Annotated in this window: 26 protein-coding genes and 1 other RNA gene; 21 read left to right on the top strand and 6 right to left on the bottom strand. The window is 39.7% G+C overall.

Annotation, left to right across the window (positions count from 1 at the left end; translation table 11 throughout):
* Positions 1-109 precede the first annotated feature (109 nt).
* An RNA gene (rnpB, locus tag EHS13_RS13105) (RNase P RNA component class A) lies at positions 110-531 on the top strand.
* Between the two features lie 160 nt (positions 532-691).
* On the opposite strand, the gene EHS13_RS13110 is transcribed toward rnpB, so the two are convergent.
* A complete protein-coding gene (locus EHS13_RS13110; protein WP_227013924.1) occupies positions 692-2,557 on the bottom strand; it encodes a S8 family peptidase in 1,866 nt (621 codons plus the stop codon).
* 176 nt (positions 2,558-2,733) lie between these two features.
* Here EHS13_RS13110 and EHS13_RS13115 point away from each other — a divergent pair, with 176 nt between their 5' ends.
* The 13 genes from EHS13_RS13115 to EHS13_RS13175 all read left to right on the top strand — a co-directional run bounded on the left by EHS13_RS13115 (position 2,734) and on the right by EHS13_RS13175 (position 12,150).
* Positions 2,734-3,234 carry a YpuI family protein gene (locus EHS13_RS13115; protein WP_155700776.1) on the top strand — a complete coding sequence of 167 codons (501 nt, stop codon included), beginning with the start codon at positions 2,734-2,736 and terminating at the stop codon, positions 3,232-3,234.
* Between the two features lie 101 nt (positions 3,235-3,335).
* Positions 3,336-3,554, top strand: a complete 219-nt coding sequence (locus tag EHS13_RS13120; protein WP_155700777.1) for a DUF1540 domain-containing protein — start codon at positions 3,336-3,338, stop codon at positions 3,552-3,554.
* A complete protein-coding gene (locus tag EHS13_RS13125; protein ID WP_155700778.1) occupies positions 3,554-3,931 on the top strand; it encodes a DUF4190 domain-containing protein in 378 nt (125 codons plus the stop codon). The genes EHS13_RS13120 and EHS13_RS13125 overlap by 1 nt, the downstream gene beginning before the upstream one ends.
* 103 nt (positions 3,932-4,034) lie before the next feature.
* Positions 4,035-4,691, top strand: coding sequence for a lytic transglycosylase domain-containing protein (locus EHS13_RS13130; protein ID WP_227013925.1), 657 nt, complete (start codon positions 4,035-4,037; stop codon positions 4,689-4,691).
* A gap of 73 nt (positions 4,692-4,764) precedes the next feature.
* Positions 4,765-5,955: a cysteine desulfurase family protein gene (locus tag EHS13_RS13135; protein WP_155700779.1), complete on the top strand. Its 1,191-nt coding sequence runs from the start codon at positions 4,765-4,767 to the stop codon at positions 5,953-5,955.
* Positions 5,956-5,964: 9 nt separating this feature from the next.
* Entirely contained in the window at positions 5,965-7,134 is a 1,170-nt protein-coding gene (thiI, locus tag EHS13_RS13140) for a tRNA uracil 4-sulfurtransferase ThiI (protein WP_155700780.1), read from the top strand.
* Between the two features lie 103 nt (positions 7,135-7,237).
* The gene (locus tag EHS13_RS13145; RefSeq protein ID WP_155705341.1) at positions 7,238-7,867 is read left to right on the top strand and encodes a TerC family protein; all 630 of its coding nucleotides are present in this window, start codon (positions 7,238-7,240) and stop codon (positions 7,865-7,867) included.
* A 163-nt stretch (positions 7,868-8,030) separates the two neighbouring features.
* Positions 8,031-8,513, top strand: coding sequence for a hypothetical protein (locus EHS13_RS13150; protein WP_155700781.1), 483 nt, complete (start codon positions 8,031-8,033; stop codon positions 8,511-8,513).
* A gap of 186 nt (positions 8,514-8,699) precedes the next feature.
* Entirely contained in the window at positions 8,700-10,541 is a 1,842-nt protein-coding gene (gene typA, locus EHS13_RS13155; protein WP_155700782.1) for a translational GTPase TypA, read from the top strand.
* A gap of 29 nt (positions 10,542-10,570) precedes the next feature.
* On the top strand, positions 10,571-10,849 hold the full coding sequence (locus tag EHS13_RS13160; protein ID WP_227013926.1) for a YlaH-like family protein: 279 nt from the start codon (positions 10,571-10,573) through the stop codon (positions 10,847-10,849).
* Between the two features lie 4 nt (positions 10,850-10,853).
* A complete protein-coding gene (locus tag EHS13_RS13165; RefSeq protein WP_155700783.1) occupies positions 10,854-11,303 on the top strand; it encodes a hypothetical protein in 450 nt (149 codons plus the stop codon).
* The gene (locus EHS13_RS13170) at positions 11,303-11,575 is read left to right on the top strand and encodes a hypothetical protein (protein ID WP_155700784.1); all 273 of its coding nucleotides are present in this window, start codon (positions 11,303-11,305) and stop codon (positions 11,573-11,575) included. Before EHS13_RS13165 ends, EHS13_RS13170 begins: the two co-directional genes overlap by 1 nt.
* Positions 11,576-11,697: 122 nt before the next feature.
* Positions 11,698-12,150: a pyridoxamine 5'-phosphate oxidase family protein gene (locus tag EHS13_RS13175; RefSeq protein WP_155700785.1), complete on the top strand. Its 453-nt coding sequence runs from the start codon at positions 11,698-11,700 to the stop codon at positions 12,148-12,150.
* 27 nt (positions 12,151-12,177) lie between these two features.
* Here the strand turns inward: EHS13_RS13175 and EHS13_RS13180 are convergent, their stop codons facing one another.
* The gene (locus EHS13_RS13180) at positions 12,178-12,711 is read right to left on the bottom strand and encodes a YhcN/YlaJ family sporulation lipoprotein (RefSeq protein WP_155705343.1); all 534 of its coding nucleotides are present in this window, start codon (positions 12,709-12,711) and stop codon (positions 12,178-12,180) included.
* A 103-nt stretch (positions 12,712-12,814) separates the two neighbouring features.
* Here EHS13_RS13180 and EHS13_RS13185 point away from each other — a divergent pair, with 103 nt between their 5' ends.
* A complete protein-coding gene (locus tag EHS13_RS13185) occupies positions 12,815-14,146 on the top strand; it encodes a PhoH family protein (protein WP_155700786.1) in 1,332 nt (443 codons plus the stop codon).
* 52 nt (positions 14,147-14,198) lie between these two features.
* On the opposite strand, the gene EHS13_RS13190 is transcribed toward EHS13_RS13185, so the two are convergent.
* Positions 14,199-14,693 (bottom strand): hypothetical protein, encoded by a 495-nt coding sequence (locus EHS13_RS13190; RefSeq protein WP_155700787.1) that lies wholly within the window; start codon positions 14,691-14,693, stop codon positions 14,199-14,201.
* A 114-nt stretch (positions 14,694-14,807) separates the two neighbouring features.
* Between EHS13_RS13190 and EHS13_RS13195 the strand changes: the two genes are divergently transcribed.
* Positions 14,808-16,148, top strand: a complete 1,341-nt coding sequence (locus tag EHS13_RS13195; RefSeq protein WP_162463097.1) for a sugar ABC transporter substrate-binding protein — start codon at positions 14,808-14,810, stop codon at positions 16,146-16,148.
* On the opposite strand, the gene EHS13_RS13200 is transcribed toward EHS13_RS13195, so the two are convergent.
* Complete coding sequence (locus EHS13_RS13200) at positions 16,129-17,250, bottom strand: coiled-coil domain-containing protein (protein WP_155700789.1); 1,122 nt, start codon at positions 17,248-17,250, stop codon at positions 16,129-16,131. The two genes, EHS13_RS13195 and EHS13_RS13200, sit on opposite strands and share 20 nt — an antisense overlap.
* 19 nt (positions 17,251-17,269) lie before the next feature.
* Positions 17,270-18,241 carry a hypothetical protein gene (locus EHS13_RS13205; protein WP_155700790.1) on the bottom strand — a complete coding sequence of 324 codons (972 nt, stop codon included), beginning with the start codon at positions 18,239-18,241 and terminating at the stop codon, positions 17,270-17,272.
* Positions 18,242-18,364: 123 nt separating this feature from the next.
* Between EHS13_RS13205 and EHS13_RS13210 the strand changes: the two genes are divergently transcribed.
* The gene (locus EHS13_RS13210) at positions 18,365-19,471 is read left to right on the top strand and encodes a class I SAM-dependent methyltransferase (RefSeq protein WP_227014021.1); all 1,107 of its coding nucleotides are present in this window, start codon (positions 18,365-18,367) and stop codon (positions 19,469-19,471) included.
* A gap of 63 nt (positions 19,472-19,534) precedes the next feature.
* Here EHS13_RS13210 and EHS13_RS13215 read toward each other — a convergent pair whose 3' ends face one another.
* Positions 19,535-19,765, bottom strand: a complete 231-nt coding sequence (locus EHS13_RS13215; RefSeq protein ID WP_155700792.1) for a DUF2626 domain-containing protein — start codon at positions 19,763-19,765, stop codon at positions 19,535-19,537.
* A 293-nt stretch (positions 19,766-20,058) separates the two neighbouring features.
* Between EHS13_RS13215 and EHS13_RS13220 the strand changes: the two genes are divergently transcribed.
* From EHS13_RS13220 to EHS13_RS13235, 4 genes are read left to right on the top strand one after another with little or no spacing between them, the layout of a single operon-like run.
* Positions 20,059-20,751, top strand: coding sequence for an RsfA family transcriptional regulator (locus EHS13_RS13220; RefSeq protein WP_155700793.1), 693 nt, complete (start codon positions 20,059-20,061; stop codon positions 20,749-20,751).
* Positions 20,752-20,811: 60 nt separating this feature from the next.
* The gene (locus tag EHS13_RS13225; protein WP_227013927.1) at positions 20,812-21,789 is read left to right on the top strand and encodes a ketopantoate reductase family protein; all 978 of its coding nucleotides are present in this window, start codon (positions 20,812-20,814) and stop codon (positions 21,787-21,789) included.
* A complete protein-coding gene (locus EHS13_RS13230) occupies positions 21,786-22,169 on the top strand; it encodes a DUF3397 family protein (RefSeq protein WP_155700795.1) in 384 nt (127 codons plus the stop codon). Before EHS13_RS13225 ends, EHS13_RS13230 begins: the two co-directional genes overlap by 4 nt.
* 33 nt (positions 22,170-22,202) lie before the next feature.
* Entirely contained in the window at positions 22,203-22,490 is a 288-nt protein-coding gene (locus tag EHS13_RS13235) for a late competence development ComFB family protein (protein ID WP_155700796.1), read from the top strand.
* Positions 22,491-22,757 lie beyond the last annotated feature (267 nt).

Consider the following 22,757-nt stretch of genomic DNA (forward strand, 5'->3'; position numbering starts at 1 on the left):
GGTCTGGTCTTTATAGGTCTTGCGATAGGGTTAGATTACTCTGATTTAAGATTTGCCATTTATTTATAGTTGTTTTTAATTCCAAAAATCTGTATAGTGGTAGAATTGGAAAGCTTGACAGACAATCGCTGGCAGCAAAGCTTGCTTTGTTACGAGAGGAAAGTCCGGGCTCCTTAAGGCAGGATGCTGGATAACGTCCAGTCAACGCGAGTTGAAGGAAAGTGCCACAGAAATGGACCGCCGATGGCCGCTGAAGAAATTCATTGTGCACAGGCAAGGGTGGAACCGTGGTGTAAGAGACCACGAGGGAATTCGGTGACTTCTTCCCTGGTAAACCCCATCTGGAGCAAGACCTAAGAGGAACGCAGTAAGCTTCGAGCTTACAACTTTAGCCTGAGGTGCGTTCGGGTTGGTCGCTTGAGCTGCTTAGCAATAAATGGCCTAGATAGATGATTGTCACTTCAATGGTGGGAGGGGAAACCCGTTTGCACCACCGGAAGTACAGAACCCGGCTTACGGCAAGCTTTCCGTACATAGGAACACCAAAAACCGCCTAGATCTTAGGCGGTTTTTTAATTTAAAGCGTCGAAATCGCTCTAAATCAAGTTAAGTGGCCGAATCGTTGGATTTAAAGCGCCGAAACCGCTCTAAATCAAGCTCAGCCGCCGAATCGGTGGACTATTTAGTTTCCTTATGAAAATAAGGAGTTAATTTGATCCACTTGTCGGGAAAACCAGCCTTGCAAAAAATTTGCTGACGATTTTTTTTGTGTTTGTGCGGCAGCTGTAGTGTGCCCTTCTGCTTCTTGTAAAGCTCTAATGACATCAATTTGGCCATATCCAAAATATTTATCTTTACCTGGTGTGCCCAGATCCTCAGCCGTTCTACGCATGATTTCCATTACCTCGGTATTCTTCAGCTTAGGATTAATCGAACGGATTAGTGCAGCTAGAGCAGTCACATGCGGACTAGCCATGGATGTACCTGAGAGTGCTGCATATTGATTATGCGGGTAGGTGCTAGGAATATTCACACCAGGTGCTGCAACCCCAATATAATTGCCAAAGTTAGAGAAAGTGGCTTTCTTCTTCGCATTATCCGATGCCGCTACAGCCAATACTTCTGGATAGGCTGCAGGATAGCCGGGTTCCTCGGTATTGTCATTTCCTGATGCAGCAATCAACACGATGTCTTTATCAAATGCGTACTTAATTGCATCATGTAAGAAATTAGCATCCGCATAATTGCCTAGGCTCATATTGATTACTTTGGCTCCGTGATCGGCTGCCCAGATTATGCCTTGTGCTACATTGTATGTGTTGCCTGCTCCTGTTTCGTCCAGCACCTTAACGGGCATAACTGGATTGTACCAGGTCATCCCAGCGACACCTTCCCCATTGTTGACTAATGCCGAAATTACCCCAGCGACATGAGTTCCATGCCCTACATCATCCATTGGCGGGGAAGCGGGATCAATCACATTATATCCGGGTTTTAAGCGGCCTTGCAGATCAGGGTGATCCAAATCTGCACCTGTATCAACTACAGCAACAATTACATTCTCGCTGCCTTTGCCAACGCCCCAACCTATTGCAGTTTCAATGATAGGCAAGTTCCATTGGTATTTGGAGTACAATAAATCATTGGGCTCATTTACTGAAGGAATTGTTGCTGGATTTTCATTGGTTAAATATAAGTAATGCGGTTCTACATATTCAATATTCCACTTTTTAAAATAAGCCATTAATTGCTTCGCATCCATCGTTGCTGATTGGAATACGTAAGTGTATCCGAGCTTTTTGATTTTTGTTGATTTAATTTCATTTTTGATTTGTTGAAGTTGACTTGCAGTTGGCTGCTTCTTAAATTTAACGACAACTTGATTTTTATGATAATGACTGGTACCTTCGTTTTGATGAGGTTGATCCACCTTTACATCTCGAAGAGTGCTGGAATCTACAGATTCGATTTTCCAGTGGTTATCCGCAGGATAGGGTACGACACGTAAATGTTTCACCTGATGCTGAGCGACTTGAGTAAGAATTTTTTGGTGCATAACTCCAATTAAGGCAGCTTTGTTTGTTGGAGAGGGAACGCCTAATACAAAATAAGTTTGGCCATTCACGATAAGCGGTAGAGATTGATATTCTTTGTGTTGAGCTGTTGACTGTTTAGCAAGCAGCAGCTCTTTTTTGATGTGATTAGTCACTGTGCTGCTCAAACTTCCTACTGATATTTCCTTGTTTTCATTTGAAGACCAAATCAGCTTTGTCATATGAGGATGAGCTGTTATCATTTTTTCAAGCACATCCGTTTGGCCTTGAGTACTTGAGTTGTTCAGCAGCTTTATTTTTTGATGAAAATCCAAAGAACATTGGCTGCGACATAATTCATCAGTAAGCCGAACGTCCGCAGATACTGTTTGCTGTTTTAATTCAATTTCACGCTGTGCGGACATTTTCTGAACGGTTTTCGTCTCATTGGGATGATGATTTCTTGGTAAAATAAATAATCCAAATAAAGCAATACACAATATATAAACCCATTTCTTGGACAACTGGCTTAACCTCCTCAACTTTCAATTTATCAATAGCCTGAGGTTAAGGAGTAATTTTTATTCTTACTTGTAAAATGTACATATTGCAGGTTACTTTTCAGGAGGAATTATGGTACTATGTACACGAAGCCACTGGCTCAATATTAATCAAGCTTATCGTTGGAGGAGATTTTTACATGGCTATATTTAACGTGAAAAACGTTAGCGAATCAACAAGGGACAAATTAAAAGACGCAGTAGAAAAAATGGAATTGTTTCTAAATACGAATTCTTTGACGCAATTGGCTGTCGAAGGGGACGAAGAGACCCATGAATTTTACCGTGGCTATCTGTCAGATACACGGCATTTAATTGTATTTTGTGAGGTTTCGTACGAAAAGCTGGGTGTAAGTCTTCGTCGCCCTAATTTTAATGTAGAGTATGCTGAAAAAGTGCTTTATGAGACGTACCATTCTTGCGTGAACTGCTTTTTCTATCCTAAGAATGAATGTTATTCGGAAGACGGCCGATATGCTTATACGGGACAAGATGCCATTCGCTTTCGTAAAAAGCCGACCCGTGAAGTTCGTGATCTAACCATCGAATTATCAAAGATATTCGAAGAGGTTCGTGAGGAATTAGCTTATTACGAAACGGACTATATTACCCAAAAACGGATGCAAGGCGAGAAAGTTTAACTTATAAATTCATTGTTTCCCAGAAGAGACCTGTTAGGTCTCTTTTTTCATGTGCATAGTCCCTTTATTTTCAGGGGAAAATGTAAGGGGAGGTGATTGAAATGCCAGAGGTTAAGTGCAGTGTAGCGAATTGTAATTATTGGTCAGAGGGTAATAATTGTGCTGCGGATACAATCATGATTGATGTGGATAAGCATGCAGCTACTTCTTTTAATGCAGAATTTGCTGGGGAGAGCTTTGACACAGAACATCAGGATAAAGCGGCAAAGGTTAGGGACACATGCTGCCATACATTTGAACAAAAAAAGAGGAATGCCTGATGAGTGATCTAGAAAACGATAAGGATTCTATAACGCCTTTACCCGTTATACCTACTGCAGTAGGATCACCATCCGTACCATTAGTTGCTGTTCCTGTTCTTCATGATGAAGAATATGCAACTGAGCTGGCAGAGCCCATGGCGCAGCTTTCACATTTCGATGGGATTGCAAAGCCAATAAGCCGTACCTGGGGATGGAGTGCGTTCGTGGTTTCCATTATATCCTTATTTATAATGCCAGTCACGATTGGATCAGCGGGTGTTGTTCTGGGTATCATTGCATTTTTTAGAGGAAATCGTGTGCTGGGCGGATGGTCGATCGCCATTAGCTTGATTTCTATTTTCACATCCTTAGTCTTAGTCCCTAATTATGCCTAAATGCGTGGAACATCCAGACGAGCCCGATTCTTAGGCTTGTCTGTGATACATAAAAAGTGTAGAATAGAAGAGCAAGCTAATAATGGAAATGAGGCTTAAAGCAATGAGTATTGATCCGCGAACATTAAGTCAACTATTGCAGCTTCAAATCTTAGGTAAGCTTAATCTATCATCCGATAATTCATCTATTCCATCAGACGATACTTTAGATAGTTCTTTCAATGATTTATTACAATCTTTGTTAGGCCAATACGCACAAACTCAACCGGCTAGCTCGGATCCAATAAGCACTACATCATCATTGTTAGCTTCAGGTAATTTCGGTTTTTATCCACCAGCTTTAAGTGGACCTTCCTCCTATGATCCTCTAATCGAGCAAGCGAGCAGCCAATATGGAGTTGATTCAAGCTTAATTAAGGCTGTAGTCGATGCAGAATCATCCTTTCAGAATCATGTGGTTTCATCGGCTGGAGCCAAGGGACTTATGCAGCTTATGGATGATACGGCAAGAGGCTTGGGAGTCACAGATTCATTTGATCCTCAGCAGAATATTCAAGCAGGTACACGTTATCTTTCTGATTTGCTTAGGAATTACAATGGCAGTGAATCGATGGCATTAGCCGCTTATAATGGCGGGTCTGGCCGATTAGCACGATTAGGAATTACCAACGAACAACAGCTAAATGAGAAGTATGGGCTGCTTCCCCAGGAAACACAACGATATGTGCAAAAAGTACTTCAGCTGAAAAATAATTACTAATATTCATTTTTTTCTAAGGAAAAGACCGGATGCCGATCTTTTTCTTTTTTAATTTGCAAGGGAGTAGATTTGGATGCTTTATTTGGATTATTGTGCGACCACTCCAATTCTGGATGAAGTTCTAGAAGTCATCACACATGTAATGAAAAACCATTATGGCAACCCATCTTCTTTGCATCGATTAGGTATGGAAGCTGAGATGATCTTGAAGCAAGCGAGAAAAGATATTGCTGCATCATTAGAGTGTAAGCCGAAGGAGATTATTTTTACATCGGGTGGAACAGAAAGCAATAATTTAGCGATAAAAGGTGCTGTTCATGCGGTTGCTGGGGCTAAACGCGGTAAGCATATCATTACGAGTCAAGTTGAGCATCCATCTGTATATGAATGCTTTGCACAATTAGCAGAACAGGGATTTCGTGTCACTCATATTCCGGTTGATCGATCAGGCGGATTCCAGCTTGCGGATGTACAGAATGCGATTGAGGACGACACCATACTTGTTAGCTTAATGCATGTGAATAATGAAATGGGACGAATTCAACCAATTGAAGCTATCGGAAAATGGCTTCGCCAATATCCGAAAATTACCTTTCACGTGGATGCCATTCAAAGTGTAGGTAAGATACCTGTTATCCCACAGCAGCTTGGTGCTGATTTACTAAGCCTCTCAGCACATAAATTTGGAGGGCCTAAAGGTGCTGGGGTGTTATATCGTCGGACGGGGTTGGAGCTTAAGCCAGAAATAGCTGGTGGCGGGCAAGAATTCGGAATGCGTTCGGGAACAGAGAATGTTGCTTTAATAGCAGGGATGGCTAAAGCTTTAGAAATAGCGATTAAGCAACAAGAACAGGATCTGGAAAAGCTTTATATGTTGCGTAAAAGATTAATAACAAAAATTAATGAAATAAATCAGCTAAAGATAAGCGGTTCTGAGAATATGAAGATTATGGCGCCGCATCTGCTTCATTTTTGCTTCCCAGGGATGAAAGCGGAGATCGTTATACATGCTTTAGAACAGCATGGGATTTGTATTTCCACACGTTCAGCATGCGCGTCGGGAAACTTAAAAGCTAGCCGTATCCTATTAGCAATGGGAATGAATAGTGAAATGGCACAAACCGGGCTGAGGGTGAGTTTTTCAGCTAAGCATTCGCTCGATGAGATGGATTATTTTGCAGCTTGTTTACAGCAGGTTGTTCAAGCGCTACAATTACCGATGATAGCCTTAGCGGCTTCCAAACAGAACAATCGAAGAAGGTGATAGCTTCAAATGAAGCCAGAAGTGATTATTGTTCGCCTAGGCGATTTGACTTTAAAAGGTAAAAACCGCTACATTTTCGAGAAAAAAATCCATATACAAATTCAAAAGCTGCTTGCTCCGTATGAGAAAATCAACATAAAAACCGAATTCGCCCGTTTCTATATTGAATTAAATGGTGAATCTTATAATGAGGTTATTGAAGTAATTAAACCCATTTTTGGAATCAGCTCATTCAGTCCTGCAATAAGTGCGGAAATTGATTTAAAAGCGATGCAAACCCGAGCATTAGAGTGGATGCAATCCATAATTTCAAAGCCGCAAACATTCAAAGTGTCCGTGAAAAGGGCCAATAAAGAATTCTTATATGACTCTTTGCAAGTAAGTTATTGGGTTGGCGGTTACATTTTAAATGCTGTGGAAGGGTTAAAGGTGGATGTGAAGCGGCCTGATTTGGAATTAAGGGTTGATATCCGTCAGCATGTAGCTTATATTTTTACTGAAGTGGTTGAAGGCGCTGGTGGTTTCCCGATTGGCAGTAATGGAAAGGCAATTCTCATGCTTTCAGGTGGGATTGATAGCCCTGTAGCTGGCTGGATGGCGATGCGTCAAGGGCTGGAGATTGAAGCTATTCATTTTCACAGCATTCCTTATACAAGTGAACGTGCGAAAATGAAGGTCATTGAGTTAGGCGAACGTTTGGCACTTTATGGTGGGAGACTAAAGGTGCATTTCATTTCATTTGCGGAAATCCAGACTCGTTTGCAGAATGAAGGACAACCTAATTTATTAATAACACTGATGCGACGATCGATGCTTAGGATTACAGAAAAGCTGGCTCAGCAACAAAATGCATTAGGTATTGTTACAGGGGAAAGCCTTGGCCAAGTTGCCAGCCAAACCTTATCAAGCTTACATACGATTGGACATGAGATTAAGCTGCCTATACTGAGGCCACTCATTATGTCGGACAAGTCGACAATTATCCAAAAGGCAGAGCAAATTGGTACATTCGATATTTCCATTCAGCCTTATGAGGATTGCTGCACCTTATTTATTCCAAAAACACCGAGCACCAATCCAAATTTGAAGGTTGTGCAGCGCTTGGAACGTAAAATGCTTTGGCTATTAGAATTCGAGGATAAGGCTTTACAAGAAGATGAGCAAATGGTTTTACAATAAAAATGAAACTTTTTGTCGCTTTGTCCGTATGGATTAGAATGCACATGATTATTAGGGGGATACGGTTTTGGTATTAGATTGGTTTTTATTGTTTTTGCAAATTATGTTGATTAATATTGTATTGAGTGGCGATAATGCAGTAGTTATTGCACTAGCTAGTAAGAATTTACCGATTGAACAAAGACAGAAGGCAATTTGGTGGGGAGCTTTTGGTGCTATTGCACTTAGACTAGTGCTTACAATAGTTGCTGTTCAATTGTTGGAATTGCCTTATATCCAAGCCGGTGGTTCGATTCTGTTGTTATGGATTGCAATCAAGCTGCTGATTGATGACGAGGGAGAAGCTAATGTACGCGAAGCTTCCACGTTAGGCAAAGCAATCTGGACAATCATCCTTGCTGACTTTGTAATGAGCTTGGATAATGTATTGGCAATCGCAGCCAAGGCTGAGAATAATTTGCTCGTAATTATCCTCGGGATTGGCTTGAGCATTCCGATTATTATTTGGGGTAGCACCTTGGTAATGAAGCTATTGCACAAATATCCGATTTTTGTTTATTTGGGAGCTGGGATACTTGGATATACCGCAGGAGAAATGTTTGTAAATGAAAAAAAAATAATGGATCATTTCCATTCGGAAGCTTTGCATTGGATCATTCCTGTGGTTACAACACTAATCGTTCTCGCCGCTGGTATAATTAAAAAACTTACTTCCAATAAAGTTAAAAAATAAAGTTTTGTGCTAAGTAGTCATAATTTAAAAAACGAGATATCCTATAGGATATCTCGTTTTTTAATGGAATTATTCGATTTTATTCTCTGGTATTTTTTAGCCATTTCAGTTAAACTTGTTGATGTAATCTGTCACATCCTGACAACTTTCGGGGAGGAAACGTATGGCGAGGAATAATTATTCGCTTGGCCTTGTGCTTATTGTATTAGCCGTTGTATTGTTACTTGGTAAATTAGGGGTCATTGGTTTCTTAGGCAGCTTATTTTGGCCGATCTTTGTCTTGTTGCCTGGTATAGTATTGCATGTATTGTTCTTTTGGCGGGTTCTTCCAGTCGCTGTGCTTGTCCCAGGTGGAATGTTAGTTACTTATTCCCTGATGTTCTTTTTTTGCAATTTGTTTGGATGGGGCTCGATGGCATATCTATGGCCTGGATTTATATTTGGTGTGGCTGTTGGGTTGTATGAACTGCATATATTTAATCGTAATAGTCCCCGGGGAACATTCACAGCAGCATTTATTCTGGCAGTGATCTCGCTTGTTTTTTTCACAATTGCTTTCTTATTCACGGTAAGTATTTATTTCATCGCATTAATTCTAATCGGAATCGGTGTAGTTATCATGCTTAAACGAAAAAGAACCTGGTAAGCTAAGATTGTTGAAATATTTTTTATTTGCATTTATTTAAAAATTGCTTTATTATGATTACTATATGTGTAGCGTCGGGGCATAGTCCGACGCTTCTTTTATGAAAATATCAGACAATATAAAAACTTATACCTTGTTTGATTCAGAGAGATGATTCATAAATTAAGTTTAGAGAGGGTTTGGAACATGCATTCAAGAGATAAGATTAGAAATATTGCGATTATTGCCCATGTCGATCACGGGAAAACAACTTTAGTAGATAAGCTGCTTCAGCAATCCGGAACTTTTCGTGATAATGAGGCTATTCAAGAACGTGCCATGGACTCGAATGATTTAGAGCGTGAGCGCGGAATTACCATTTTGGCTAAAAACACAGCAATTAATTATAAAGATTATTTGATTAATATTGTGGATACTCCAGGACATGCCGATTTCGGTGGTGAAGTGGAACGTATTATGAAGATGGTTGATGGTGTTTTGCTTGTAGTCGATGCTTTTGAAGGTTGTATGCCACAAACAAAATTCGTTTTACGCAAAGCTTTGGAGCAAAACTTGAAGCCGATTGTTGTATTGAACAAAATCGATCGTCCAAGTGCACGTCCTGAAGAAGTTGTTGATGAAGTATTGGATTTATTTATTGAGCTTGGTGCTACAGATGAGCAACTGGATTTCCAAGTTGTTTATGCATCTGCACTACAAGGTACTTCAGGTAATGAACCAACCGACTTAGCAAGCAACATGCAAGCTGTTTACGAAGTCATTGTTAATCACATTCCAGCTCCTACGGAGAGCGTAGAGTTGCCTTTGCAATTCCTCGTTACTTTGATGGACTATAATGAATATATGGGTCGAGTTGCTATTGGTCGTGTTAATCGCGGTGTAATTAAACAAGGGCAGCCTGTTGCTGTTATGACTCGTGATGGTAAAATTAAACAAGCTCGGATTGAAAAGCTATTCGGCTTTCAAGGCTTGAAAAGAATTGAAATTGAAGAAGCTGCAGCGGGCGATATTATTGCCATTGCCGGTATTAGAGAAATCAATATTGGTGAAACCATTGCAGATCCAAACAATCCAGAAGCATTACCGGTTCTGAAAATTGATGAGCCAACTTTGCAAATGACTTTCTTAGTTAACAACAGCCCTTTTGCAGGTAGAGAAGGGAAATGGGTTACTTCACGTAAATTGCGCGAGCGTTTGTTCAACGAGCTTGAAACCGACGTTAGCTTAAGAGTAGATGAAACAGATAGCCCAGATTCATTTGTCGTTTCAGGACGCGGTGAATTGCATTTAGGTATTTTGATTGAAAACATGCGTCGTGAAGGCTTTGAATTACAGGTTTCCAAGCCTGAAGTTATTACACGTATGATCGATGGTCAAAAGATGGAGCCAGTTGAGCGTCTTCTTATCGATGTACCTGAAGAACACATGGGTACAGTAATGGAGAGCCTTGGAAGCCGGAAGGCTGAAATGGTTAATATGATCAATAATGGTACAGGACAAGTTCGTTTAGAGTTCTTGATTCCAGCTCGTGGATTGATTGGTTACCGTACGAATTTCCTAACATTAACACGTGGTTATGGTATCATGAACCATGCATTTGATAGCTATGGTCCTTACTATGGAAGCAATGTTGGTGGACGTCATCAAGGCGTTCTTGTATCAAGCGAAACGGGTGTTTCCACACTTTACGGAATTCTATCCATTGAAGATCGTGGATTATTATTCTTGCAGCCTGGTGCAGAAATCTATGAAGGAATGATCGTGGGTGAGCATACTCGTGATAATGATATCGTAGTTAACATTTGCAAAGAAAAACAAGTAACGAACATTCGTTCAGCGAATAAAGATGACACCGTACGGATGAAAACTCCACGTTTATATGGCTTGGAAGAAGCTTTGGAATATTTGAATGATGATGAATATTGCGAAATTACACCAAAGTCCATTCGGATGAGAAAGAAATATTTGAACAAAAATGAACGCGAGCGTTCAGAGAAAAGCCGTAAAAACTCAGAAGTTAACGCATAATATAATCCGAAATTCGTGAGGTTGATAAAATGGCTGCCATAACTGAATGGCTCAACGTGCATTATGTGGTGACTTATTTTATCATTTATGTTTTTATGGCTTATGTTTATACCAAGGTATTTAAGGTTCGCAAATTGCCAATCCTTAAAGAGTTAATTATTTATCTAGTAATTGGAGTGGGAGCCATGATCTTGGCTTCCTTCCAGCTATTGCTTGAGTTACCTATTGTCTACAGTCTAACAGTAGCTATTCTATTGATGTTCATGGTTCGAATACGTTATTTCTTTGAGAAAAGACAGAAAAGGTGAGCCTATGGCACATTTTTGGTTAACGCCTTTAATAAGTAAAGAGCCTTTAATTTTGGGAGCTGACCGTTTCAAATGCTTGCCAGTAACAGAGCTAGCACTGTTTCGACAAGCTTTGGATGCTGTTCATCCTTGGTTATTACCGCTTTTTAAAGCAAATTTATTATTAAATGACAGCTTAGATGATAGCTGTGGAATAGATGGCGATGAACTCACCTTGTCCTTGGCGGAAGCCGAGGACATTGTCTTTGACGGGATGCCCTACGAATTATCGCATTGTGCGGATAATTTTCTGGAACGGCTGTTAAAGATTGAACAAAGTCAGCTTGCGCTTGTAGAAGCAGGTGCTGCGGATGAAGAACTCTGGACTACATCCCAACAGCTTTGGCTTGCTCAGATGAATAATTGGCTTGCAGCCGGTATGGAAGTTATTATAATTCGAGAGGAAGAATACTAATGGTACTGCAGGATGCACTATTTAATTGGTTGCAAATGAAGATTGTTTCGGATGCCCGTCCTGATGATGGTGCAGCTAAAGAGACCTTGGATTTTTTTGATATTATATTGACAGAAGATCATCATCTCTCTGAAATTGAAGTTGTGGTGGAAGAGGAAACCAAGCTCTATATTAAATATACAGTCGATGGTGAGAGCAAAAAGCAATTATTTGATCGTGAACGTGCAGAGCAATTATTAACGGATATTAATTCAAACCCGAAGTACAATTAATGCGAATGACATTGGTTGAAGCAATCAGACTATGTTATACTTAAGTTGTTAACGGTCATTTGTTGCCCGTTATTAGTAAAAAGTAATTAGTCAGTTTATCTACTTCCGAGGGAGGTTCATGGATGGCCGAAACGTTAACAGGATTATCAGAGCCTTTATTCACCGCATTACAGAATGAAATTATCGCTTTACTCAGTACAATTGATGCTGAAACTGGGGCGCCAAGTACATCAGCAGTTTCCTGGTTGTATGCCACTGAGCCGAACACATTGCGTTTTGCTATTGATCAACGCTCACGACTAGTTACCAATATTCGCAATAATGAATTGGTTAACGTGACTGTTTTTGCGGACGGAAGCGTTTATGCGATTTATGGCTCTGCCCGCATCATTGTTGATGCACTTGAGGCAGTACCTTTCAAGCTTGCTTGCGTCGATATTACAATCAGCGCGGTTCGTGACGCTATGTTCTATGGTTCGCGAATATCTGTTACACCTGAATATGAGAAAACCTATGATAAACGGGCGGCAGAAAAGCTGGACGGTCAGGTTTTTGATGCCATGAAAAAAGCCTAGGTTTGCTCGCGCAACTAGGCTTTTTGCTTACTTTGCATGATTTGTGTTTGGTGGTGTGTAGGTTTTAGCATTAATGTCTTTAGGAAGCTGAGGCATGATTCTGCCAATAATTTTACCCAATTCATCGGCAAATCCAGCAATAGGTCTACCCTTCATTATCTCTTGTCGAATATTGCTTATGCGTCGATCCAAGTCCATGTCCGCAGTAACAACGGCGTTAACACCGTGAGGATCTTTACGTAAAGCTTCAGCTACAGAATATTTAATATTGTCTACACGTGAACGGGGTAAATCTTCTTTGACATCAATACCGACGATGGCCGTTTTACCCAGAATTACACAATGAGCGTGCTGTACATTTGGAATCGAACTGGCTAGCTGCTCAAGATGCTTTACAATTTGTTGGGACTGGAGTTTATTGTTGTTCTCGGGGACGGTTTGTTGAGCACGGATTTTACCATTTGGTGATTGGTTTTGCTGAGGTGTTGCCCCGTTGTGGGCCACGCGACTGCATCCAGTAAATACAAGCAAGCCAATGATAATAGTAAGGAGGGTTCGCATTTGCACTGTCCTTTCTTCTTATTGATTCTTAGCGGTATTTTGTCCTAACTCATCTACACTATGCATCTTAATAGCCGCAAACCAAATTTGGGAGGGACTCTAAATGAAAAAAATATTTGTCTTAGACACAAACGTATTGTTGCAGGATCCTAATGCGGTGTTTGCTTTTGAAGATAATGACGTGATTATTCCTGCTATAGTTCTGGAAGAAATTGATTCTAAAAAAAGACTCGCTGATGAAATTGGGCGAAATGCACGGTTTGTCTCACGTTTATTAGATGGTTTTCGGGCGCAAGGCAAGCTTCATGATGGCGTACTATTAGAAAATGGTGGAACACTTAAGGTTGAATTGAATCATCGCAGCTTTGAGAAAATGCAAGAAACCTTTGCTGATATGAGCAATGATAATCGAATTATAGCGGTTGCTTTAAACTACGCTCATGAAGAGATGGGAAAGACAGATCCTAAGCCTGTGATTGTTGTCAGTAAGGACACATTGGTGCGTATTAAAGCGGATGTGCTTGGTTTGACAGCTCAGGATTATTTATCAGATCGCATTGTATCACTGACCGATATGTATGCCGGCTGCTTGACCCTATTAACTCATCCTGCCATTATAGATGAATTCTATTCGTACAGATTTCTTAGCGTAAGCAGTCTGCAATTAAGCTATAAATTACATCCTCATGAATTTGTTATTCTGAAGGATGAATTGGGCACTTCGAAATCAGCTTTGTTGAAAGTAAATGCAGATGGCAAAAGATTAGAGCCTTTGTTTCTCAGCAATGATCCTATATGGGGGATTGGTGCTCGTAATGTGCAGCAGCGAATGGCATTGGAATTACTTTTGAATGATGAAATTCCATTGGTTACTTTAACAGGCAAGGCAGGAACGGGGAAAACATTGCTTGCACTTGCTGCTGGATTAATGAAAATTGAAGATGAGCATAAATATAAGAAGATGTTAATTGCCCGACCTGTTGTCCCTATGGGGAAGGATATTGGGTATTTGCCAGGTGAGAAGAACGAGAAGCTGCGTCCTTGGATGCAACCGATATTTGATAACCTTGAATTCTTATTCGATACTAAAAAAACAGGAGATATTGAGAAGATCCTTGCAGGGATGGGCAGCATTGAAGTTGAGGCGCTGACCTATATAAGAGGGCGATCCATTCCAGGTCAGTTTATCATCATTGATGAAGCTCAAAACCTATCGAGGCATGAAGTGAAAACGATTGTCTCGCGAGTTGGTGAAGGCAGTAAAATTATTCTCGTTGGCGACCCAGATCAAATTGATCATCCTTATCTAGATGCTTCAAGCAATGGACTCACTTATGTAGTGGAACGGTTTAAGAATGAATCCATCAGCGGCCATATAACACTCGAGCGTGGAGAACGTTCTAACCTGGCTCAGCTAGCTGCAGATTTATTGTAATTATTAATAAAGGCTAGCCATCACGGTCCTAATCGGATCGGAGGCTAGCCTTTTATCTTGGCAGATCAAACTCTACCGAACATCCATATGCAATTGCAATTCTTTCAATTAATTCGATAAATTGTAGATCTACCACAAAGTTAAGAATATTATCATCTAGGAAACGTGCTAATAAGTGTTCTTCCATTTGCAACAAAGCATTTTCTGGGTTGGATTGAGCGTTCTGAATAACTGAAAAGCGAAACGTGCTTACCAAGTGAGCATAAAGATAATGTCGCTCTGCACGACTTGTAAAACCATAATCAGAGAATGCAGGGAACAGATAACTATCGGAAGGGATAAGCAGTAATTGCATTTCTTCTGATGGTATATGATAGTGTTCTAAGAGCTCTAGCACCGCATCACGTTCCTCTATGGTATTGAGCACTAACAATTCCTTATCGCGATCAAATAAGCTTACACGCTGTGCTAACCCTTTTACAATCTGAGCGTAAAACCCAGGAAGCTTGCCTTCCGGCATGTCCAGCATTAAACCAATTTTAACCATAATTAACTTTCCTTTCTTAAATTGCAATTTCAACATCAAATAAAAATTGGCATTGCACTCCATATATTTGTTATGATTAAGCTATAAATGAAATGCGCAAAGGAGTATTCAGCCTTGACCAGAAAACGAAGCTTACTTATGCTTTTTATCATATTTGGACTTTCAATCATTCTCTTGTCGCAATGTACCAAATCCGTTCAACAGCCCGAAAAGACAATAACAGATAAAGTAGTAACAGGTGTAGGTAAGAATAACGATACCACTTCCATATTGGAAAGCCAAACATTGAAGGTTACCGTTTCGATGCAGCCAGCGGAGTTTGCCTTGTTACAGAAGCAATCAGATGAATATACAAAAAATAATGAAGATATACATGTTGAATTGAAAAATATACCGGATGGTTATTCTGAATTAAAAAAGGCGAACCAAATGGGGGACGCTCCTGACTTAATGCTAATGGACAACCTTTGGGTAAATGAGTTTGCTGCGCTTGGGTTTCTGCGTCCAATAGACGAGTTTTTTACTGGTGAACAACAGTCTAAAGGGATAATGACTTTAATGAATCAAGTGAAATGGAATGGTTATATGTGGGCAATACCTAAGGATGTTGATCCCTACATACTAGTTTGGAATAAAGATATAGCCAAAGAAAACAAATGGCAGCATGCTCCTGAATCCGCAGAAGAATGGATAGCCTGGAATAAAACATTAATGCATCCGGAGCTCGGTAAGTTCGGGATATACATAAATCCAACTGACCCTTACGCTATTCTATCTGTGCTATCTTCATTTACAGATGAACCCTCTCAAACTAGCTATTTAACGAGCTTGAGGGATCCGCTTATCATCAAAAAAATTGAAAGCTTTTTCGTTCCTCAAGAAGAAATCTATAATGCAGCGCTGCTTAAACAGAATTATCCAGCATTTTCAGCCAATACGGATCCGTGGATATTGCTTAGATTAGGAACAATAGCAGCAATGGTTACAACTGTTTCTGAATATAAAGAGCACGAGAGCAGCTATATTGAGCTGGCTGCACTCAAAACAAACAGCTTGGCAACCTATGAAACGATAAACAATGGGCTTCTAAAAGGAAGAAGCTACGCCATTTCATCTCGATCCAAAAATGAAATTCTGGCAATAAACTGGATTAAGGAAATGACATCGGTTGGAACCGATCTAATTGTTTGGGACGAAGCTAAGCTATTACGCTCCATCCCAACGGCTTACCTAGCAACACCCATCTCTAATGATGCGAATTCTAATTCGTACAGTTGGCTAATTAATCATGGCAAAGCACTTCCAGTTGAGCCCGAGACGAATAAGAAAATAAGCACCTTCAAGAATGAATGGAATCAGGTTTGGCAAGGGAAGCAAAACTTCAGCAGTTTCTTAGAGAGCAGCGCAAAACTTTGGATAGAAAATAAGAGCAGCTTTAGTTATCTTTCACCGTAAGTGTAACCTTCATCTTCAAAGTTAATAGGCCGTCCTCGGTTGTTACTTCAACAGCCTGCAATAATCCTTGGGAATGATCCTGCACAGAAAGACTAAGATCAAATTGCTCCTCCATAAAACGCCTTGTTGTTTCATCGAGAATATTCTCCGTTGAGCCTGCTTCTCCAAGATGATCGTTGTAGCCCAACTCATCTACATGGAATTGCAGGCGATTTGGTTTCTCCTCAACCGTATAATGGCCTTTAATGGAAGCTTGAATATCGCCATCTTTACCAACCACACTATACATGCCATCTTTGAATTGAAAAGTGAGGTTTTCAAATAGCTTATTCTGGCTGCGGAAGAATTGGGTGAAGTCTTGATCGCTCACCACAAAGGTAGTTCCCTTAATATATTTTGCTCGCTCTTCTTTCAGGGCATGGTTAACAAAAACCGGCATGACCTCAGAGATTCCTTTAAAATATTTCTCGAAGAGCGGAACGACCTTCTTTTTAAAAGTAGTTTTAAGATCTTCAATTTTTACTAAGATAATCGCTGCTTCTTCTTTAGGGATTTGTTGAATTTTGGCATCCACTTCTTTTTGCAGGGCTATATTACGATCGCGCTGTTCGATAAAAGCTGCCTTTACTTGACGGAGCTGGGTTTGAGTTTGGACCAATTGGTTCTGCAGTGTTTTTAAGTCTGTTAAGGCTCCAGCATAATTATCTAATAACCTATGGTCATTAGAGATAATCATACTTAAATAATCGTAAAGAGCTAGCGCATCTGCAAAGGATTTAGCCGTAAACAGCAAGGTCCAGATCGATTCCCGCTCGCCCATATAATAAGCTCGCAAAACTTTACCTGCATGCTCACGGGTATCAGTTACTTGTTGATCTTGTTCAACTAATTCCACTTGGGTCGTTTCAATTTGTTTGCTAACCGCTGTATCCTGTACCGACAAACGTCCAATTTCTTGATCCAATTGCACGATAGTTAAGCTTTTTTTAAGCAGTTCTTTGGTTTCATCTAAGGTGGGGTCGGCTAAAGCCTGCGCAGAAGAATAAACGAATAAGAATAAACAAATATAAAGGATCGTACATGTACGCAGCAGTCTAATCATACTTTCTCCTTGAAAAAATTTACTTTTTAGGAGCCACTAGCTTTAGAATGTCTTCAAAGGGCTTTATTTTGCTAGGAATTGGCTTTGTAAAGGCTGGATTTTTATTAATTTGATCATAAGTTTGTTTGAGATTCAAATGATGAGTGGCAGTTGCTCCTGCTGCATCCTTAATCGAAAAGCTTAAATTAATTTGCTGTTCACGAATAAAGCCTTCGATATCAGTAATTAACACTATGGAGCTGGGCATTTCAATAAGCACGGATTGGAAATTAGTTTGATTCAGTTTATCCGCTTGATCCTTGGATAGAATTCCACTTGTTTGTAAAGTGCTGATTATTTTGGGAAGCTTGGACTGAAAGACAGTGGAGATTGCCGCTTTATTCTTATCATTTACTGTTACAGTTAGTGAAGTAGCCTTACTACCGTCGGGCAATGTAATTTCGTCTGCGGATTTCTGGAACCAATCTTCCTGCATATCATCCATGATTAGCTTGGAAATTGTCGAGGAAATTTGTGAAACGTTTTTCAAGCTATCAGGTGACAATGCACTTTTGGAATCCGTCGCGGTTCCGAGCTTAGTTAAATCTATGGCAAAATATTCATCTTTTTGGCTCAAGACTGGAATGTTCATATAGAGTTTGTTATCCTTGAGGATAATTGGCAGGTCTAATGCGGTTCCTAGTAGAGCAGGTGTAGCTTTAAGATCGACCTCAAGCTGCACAGGCTGCGTATTGGCAACCCCTTTAAATTCTATGCGGCTGTTCTGCAAAATACCCAATAAATTTGAGGTTATCGCATTGCTATCCTTGGTTTGAGGGATGATATTGCCTAGATCTATATCGGCATTTCCAGCAAAAACGTAGTTTTTCATCTCAGCTTGTTTAGTTATAGAAGCTTGGGCAGCTTCCTTGTAGTGTGTTGGTTCTTCTTTGCAGCCTGTAAGCAAAACACCGAGCATTAAAACAGATAAAGTCAATTTGGTTTTATACATAAATGTAGGATCTCCTTTGTAGTTGTTGAAGCACACTCAATTATAACGGTTCTGTATGCATTTGTCTTTAGGGAATGGGAAGCATTTTCAGAAAATACTCAAGGAGTGTCAATAGTGGGAACAATGGAGTCTAATGAAGAGTTGGTACAGCTGATTCGTCGAGAAATAGAACAAAGTGATGTTAAAGCAATTTCGTTTCGCCAATTTATGGAGCTTTGTTTGTATGCTCCAGAGCTTGGTTATTACACGGGTACACGCTCTAAAGTAGGCAAAAAAGGCGATTTTTATACAAGTTCTTCGATTGGCAGCTTGCTCGGTGAAATTTTAGCCTGTCATATGGTGAAAAAGCTTACTGAAAATACAAGCGAATCGTATGAAATAGTCGAGTGGGGGGGAGGCAATGGACAGCTTGCCCAGCAGATTTTGCATAAGCTCCAGGTTGATTTTTCGGAATTTTATCGACGATTGCATTTTATAGAGATTGAGCGAAGTGAATATCACCGTGAACTACAAAAGGTGAATCTGCAACAGCATCTGGACGTGATTAGCTTCTGGTCTCCGGAGCAATGGAAGGAACAGGGGAAGCGAACGGATACTTATATTTTCTCTAATGAATTATTAGATGCATTTCCTGTTCATCGTGTTCGTTATAAAGCTGATCTGTTATATGAATTGTTTGTTGGCTGGGATGAAGCAAAACAGCTTTTTTATGAATGTGAGCTGCCTTGTGAGAATGTTCAGCTATTGGCTTACTTGAAAAGAGATAATATTGTGCTGCATGAAGGACAAACCGCAGAGATCAATCTGGCAGCAGACGAATGGCTTGCTGAAACAGCTAACTGGCTTGAGGCTGGTCATTTAATTACCATTGATTATGGTGATATCGCCAGTGAAATTTATGCAACTCATCGTATGCATGGTACTTTGCTGTGCTATAAAGATCATCAAGCATATGATAACCCTTATATTCATGTGGGAGAGCAGGATATAACGGCTCATATCAACTTCTCTGCATGTATTCAATCGGGTTCAAAAGCGGGTATCCAAGAGTCAAAGCTTCTGACTCAGAAAGAATTTCTTGTACAGGAGGGTATTCTGGAGCTGCTGCAAAATGATAATTCTCGCGATCCCTTTGGTCCAGTAGCCAAAAGAAACCGAGCGATTCGCCAGCTTCTGCTTGGTGATCAAATGAGCGAGCTATTTAAAGTGCTTCATCTAACTAAACGATAAAAAACGCTCCGTCTGAAAAGACGGAGCGTTTTTCCTTGGTTATATTCTGTTTGAAGTGACTGTTTATATAGGCATTTTGAAGAAGGACCAGTATGTAAATCCTGTAAAAGAAAGGACCATATAACCCCAAAACATTAATATATACGTACGCTCAGACAAATTCATATAACCTAATACTACGAATAGAGCAGTCTGGAAAAAGAAAATAAAAGCCATCGGTATTAGATCACCGGCAATTGCCATAAGGCCGATTACAAGTGTCCAAAAGCCAAGAACGCGAAACATGCGTGCCACGTTGAAATCCCCCTCTCTTTACTACGGTCAATTAACTGACTTCATTATACCTTTTGGAATCTGGACTGTAAACGAAAAAGCTGTGTCCAAATCTAAAACTTTTCTAAATATTAGAAAGTATCAGTTTTACCGCTTTTACTTCTATTATAACCTTTTCATTCGAAATCATGTATGGACTTCGTAAAAAATGGATATACCAAATAGTATCAAATAGATTCTATGAACTCTATTATGGGCATAAAGATAAGATAACGGTAACAAAACGTTATTCATTCAGGTCGGGAGGTATGACGATGTCAGCAGTTAGGCAAGATGCGTGGAGCGATGATGATGATTTAATCTTAGCAGAGGTGACCTTGCGGCATATTCGTGAAGGGGGCACTCAGCTATCGGCTTTTGAAGAGGTGGGTGAAAGAATTGGTAGGACATCTGCCGCTTGCGGCTTTCGTTGGAATAGTTATGTTCGTAAAAAGTATGAACCTGCCATACAAATTGCTAAGGCACAGCGCCAAAAGCGCAACCAATTGAAAAGACAGACCGTTTCATCCCTTCAAGGAATGAGCACCATTTCTTCTGTTTCCACTATGGATATTTCGGACTTAGTACACTCAAGAAACGAAAGAAACGAGAGGATCGATCGAATAGAGGGGATGACAGATGAAACTATATCCATTGAAGCCGTTATTCGCTTCTTGCGGCAGTGGAAATTAACTTATCAAGATATGACCCGGCATACGAGAAATCTCGAGAAAGAACTGCATGAAACGCAAGAACAAATGGATCGAATTAAAAAAGAAAACGATCGTTTGAACAAGCAATATAATGTAGTAGAAACGGATTATCGCGTGGTGAATGACGACTACAAAGCACTCATCCAAATCATGGATCGAGCCCGCAAGCTGGCTTTTTTGGTAGAAGAGGATGAAGAAAACAAGTCTCGTTTTAAAATGGATGCTAACGGTAATTTAGAAAGAATTGAATCTTAAGCTGCAAGTTGATCTTTGCCTTTAATGGCAAAGGTCTTTTTTATGTGTAAATATGCTATATTGAAAAAAAGAGAGAATGAGGTGCATCCCGTGCGGATCAGAATAGTTGGGGCGGGAGCGCTAGGCTTGTTATTTGCGAGTAAAATTGCTGCAACAGCTGCTATAGTAGATTTAATTACTCATACACAAGAGCAAAGTGATTTACTGACAGCAAAAGGTATACTAGCAGTCTCTTCCCAGGAGGAGATTGTTTATTCAGTTGATGCATTTTCCATGCATACTATTACAGGGGCTGCTGAGTTATTGGAGCCAGTGGATTGGTTATTTTTAATGGTGAAGCAGAAAGATATTACAGCTGCCTTATTACAGCAACTGCTTCTATTAGTTACTCCGACAACTCGAATTGTCTGCTTTCAAAACGGGATAGGGCATATGGAGCTTTTAAAGCAACATTTCTCAAATGATCGCTTATATGCAGCCATAACAACGGAAGGTGCATTGAAGTTATCTGCTGCTTCTTTTAGACATTCGGGGCACGGAACAACTTGGATTGGGCGTTTAGAAAATATGTCTTCAGATAGTGTAGAATGGGATGAAGCTGAAATAATCCTGCAAACTATGTTGATAGAAGCAGGATTTAACGTATTTTTGTCGAAAAAAATAATTAGCAACATTTGGAACAAGCTTTTAATCAATGCTGTAATTAATCCGCTGACTGCTATTCTCCAAATTAAAAACGGCGCATTGCTTGAGTCTTTGTATATTAAGGATCTAATGTCGGTGCTTTTTGAAGAAGGCTGCTTGGTGGCCAGGGCTGCTAATATTACAATCGCAGATAATCTGTGGGAGCAACTGATACATGTATGTGAGAAAACGGCTGAGAATCAATCTTCCATGTTGAAGGATATATTGGAAGGGAGAACCACGGAGATAGATTGGATTAATGGTGCGTTAATCCAGTATGCGAACCAATATAAATTGGCATTGCCTACGCATCAAGCCTTTTATAAGATGATTAAACATTTAGAAAGCAGGTGATCCAAATCGGTTTTATTACTTTTATAGAGAATATTTATAAAGCTTTAGCTTATATTCCTCATTTATCCTTTCTCGTGATTTGGTTCATCATTTATTTCATAAAAAAAGACAAGAAGAAGACTACACGCTTGGCAATTGATATCACAACAATCTTGTTGTTAGGTACTGTAGCGATGCAGATGAATAAGCTTTTTAATTCCTGGTTTGGTTTTTGGTTCATGCTATTACTCCTTTTGCTGATCACTGGCTTTATTGGCAGGCAGCAAAATGATTTAAGAGGTTTTATCCATTTTCCAAGGATTTTAAAAATTATCTCGAGAATTGGGTTTGTTGTATTATCATTCTTTTACGTAGTATTATTGCTAATAAGCTTAGTGTAAGAAAAACTAACAAATTTGTAGGGGGTTTCATTCATGGAAGTACATAACTTAATGGAAGATATTGTGAAGAATTGTTTGAAGGAATTAATGAATCATAATAATCGAGCAGCGGAAATAGATGAAAAAAATCAAAGTGATATTTTGGCGATTACGCTTAATAAGCTTCCATCCAAATATGTGGCTACATCACAAGGAGAGATGCTCGCAAAAACACAGTTGCGTTCTCAGGTGGAGACAGACGTTTATCGAGAATTATCACTCGCTATGGATATTGTGCTTAAATCTTCAAGGAATTCTGTATTCGATGAGAAAAATGGATAATAGTCCTAAATTCGTTTAAAGACAAATATTTAGATCGTATTCCCTTAACCTTTTTGGTCAAGCGGAGTGCGATTTTTTTATTTTCTGAGAAGAAGCTGCTAAAAATGCATTTATTTGCATGAATTGGTATTAAAAAATTGGTTTTGATTCAAACTAACTATACTGGGTTATATATAACAAGCTGAGAATCATAAAACTCATGTTATATTTCATAACATCATTATGAAAATTTATCCAAATTAATGATATTTATATTACATTAAATGT

This window comes from Paenibacillus psychroresistens, from assembly GCF_009728935.1.
GTDB classification, from domain to species: domain Bacteria; phylum Bacillota; class Bacilli; order Paenibacillales; family NBRC-103111; genus Paenibacillus_AC; species Paenibacillus_AC psychroresistens.

Excerpts from the sequence above, each read along its gene's own strand:
- EHS13_RS13115 (WP_155700776.1), top strand. The coding sequence starts at position 2,734 with ATGGCTATATTTAACGTGAAAAACGTTAGCGAATCAACAAGGGACAAA.
- EHS13_RS13120 (WP_155700777.1), top strand. The coding sequence starts at position 3,336 with ATGCCAGAGGTTAAGTGCAGTGTAGCGAATTGTAATTATTGGTCAGAG.
- EHS13_RS13125 (WP_155700778.1), top strand. The coding sequence starts at position 3,554 with ATGAGTGATCTAGAAAACGATAAGGATTCTATAACGCCTTTACCCGTT.
- EHS13_RS13130 (WP_227013925.1), top strand. The coding sequence starts at position 4,035 with ATGAGTATTGATCCGCGAACATTAAGTCAACTATTGCAGCTTCAAATC.
- EHS13_RS13135 (WP_155700779.1), top strand. The coding sequence starts at position 4,765 with ATGCTTTATTTGGATTATTGTGCGACCACTCCAATTCTGGATGAAGTT.
- thiI (WP_155700780.1), top strand. The coding sequence starts at position 5,965 with ATGAAGCCAGAAGTGATTATTGTTCGCCTAGGCGATTTGACTTTAAAA.
- EHS13_RS13145 (WP_155705341.1), top strand. The coding sequence starts at position 7,238 with ATGTTGATTAATATTGTATTGAGTGGCGATAATGCAGTAGTTATTGCA.
- EHS13_RS13150 (WP_155700781.1), top strand. The coding sequence starts at position 8,031 with ATGGCGAGGAATAATTATTCGCTTGGCCTTGTGCTTATTGTATTAGCC.
- typA (WP_155700782.1), top strand. The coding sequence starts at position 8,700 with ATGCATTCAAGAGATAAGATTAGAAATATTGCGATTATTGCCCATGTC.
- EHS13_RS13160 (WP_227013926.1), top strand. The coding sequence starts at position 10,571 with ATGGCTGCCATAACTGAATGGCTCAACGTGCATTATGTGGTGACTTAT.
- EHS13_RS13165 (WP_155700783.1), top strand. The coding sequence starts at position 10,854 with ATGGCACATTTTTGGTTAACGCCTTTAATAAGTAAAGAGCCTTTAATT.
- EHS13_RS13170 (WP_155700784.1), top strand. The coding sequence starts at position 11,303 with ATGGTACTGCAGGATGCACTATTTAATTGGTTGCAAATGAAGATTGTT.
- EHS13_RS13175 (WP_155700785.1), top strand. The coding sequence starts at position 11,698 with ATGGCCGAAACGTTAACAGGATTATCAGAGCCTTTATTCACCGCATTA.
- EHS13_RS13180 (WP_155705343.1), bottom strand. The coding sequence starts at position 12,711 with ATGCGAACCCTCCTTACTATTATCATTGGCTTGCTTGTATTTACTGGA.
- EHS13_RS13185 (WP_155700786.1), top strand. The coding sequence starts at position 12,815 with ATGAAAAAAATATTTGTCTTAGACACAAACGTATTGTTGCAGGATCCT.
- EHS13_RS13190 (WP_155700787.1), bottom strand. The coding sequence starts at position 14,693 with ATGGTTAAAATTGGTTTAATGCTGGACATGCCGGAAGGCAAGCTTCCT.
- EHS13_RS13200 (WP_155700789.1), bottom strand. The coding sequence starts at position 17,250 with ATGATTAGACTGCTGCGTACATGTACGATCCTTTATATTTGTTTATTC.
- EHS13_RS13205 (WP_155700790.1), bottom strand. The coding sequence starts at position 18,241 with ATGTATAAAACCAAATTGACTTTATCTGTTTTAATGCTCGGTGTTTTG.
- EHS13_RS13210 (WP_227014021.1), top strand. The coding sequence starts at position 18,365 with ATGGAGTCTAATGAAGAGTTGGTACAGCTGATTCGTCGAGAAATAGAA.
- EHS13_RS13220 (WP_155700793.1), top strand. The coding sequence starts at position 20,059 with ATGTCAGCAGTTAGGCAAGATGCGTGGAGCGATGATGATGATTTAATC.
- EHS13_RS13235 (WP_155700796.1), top strand. The coding sequence starts at position 22,203 with ATGGAAGTACATAACTTAATGGAAGATATTGTGAAGAATTGTTTGAAG.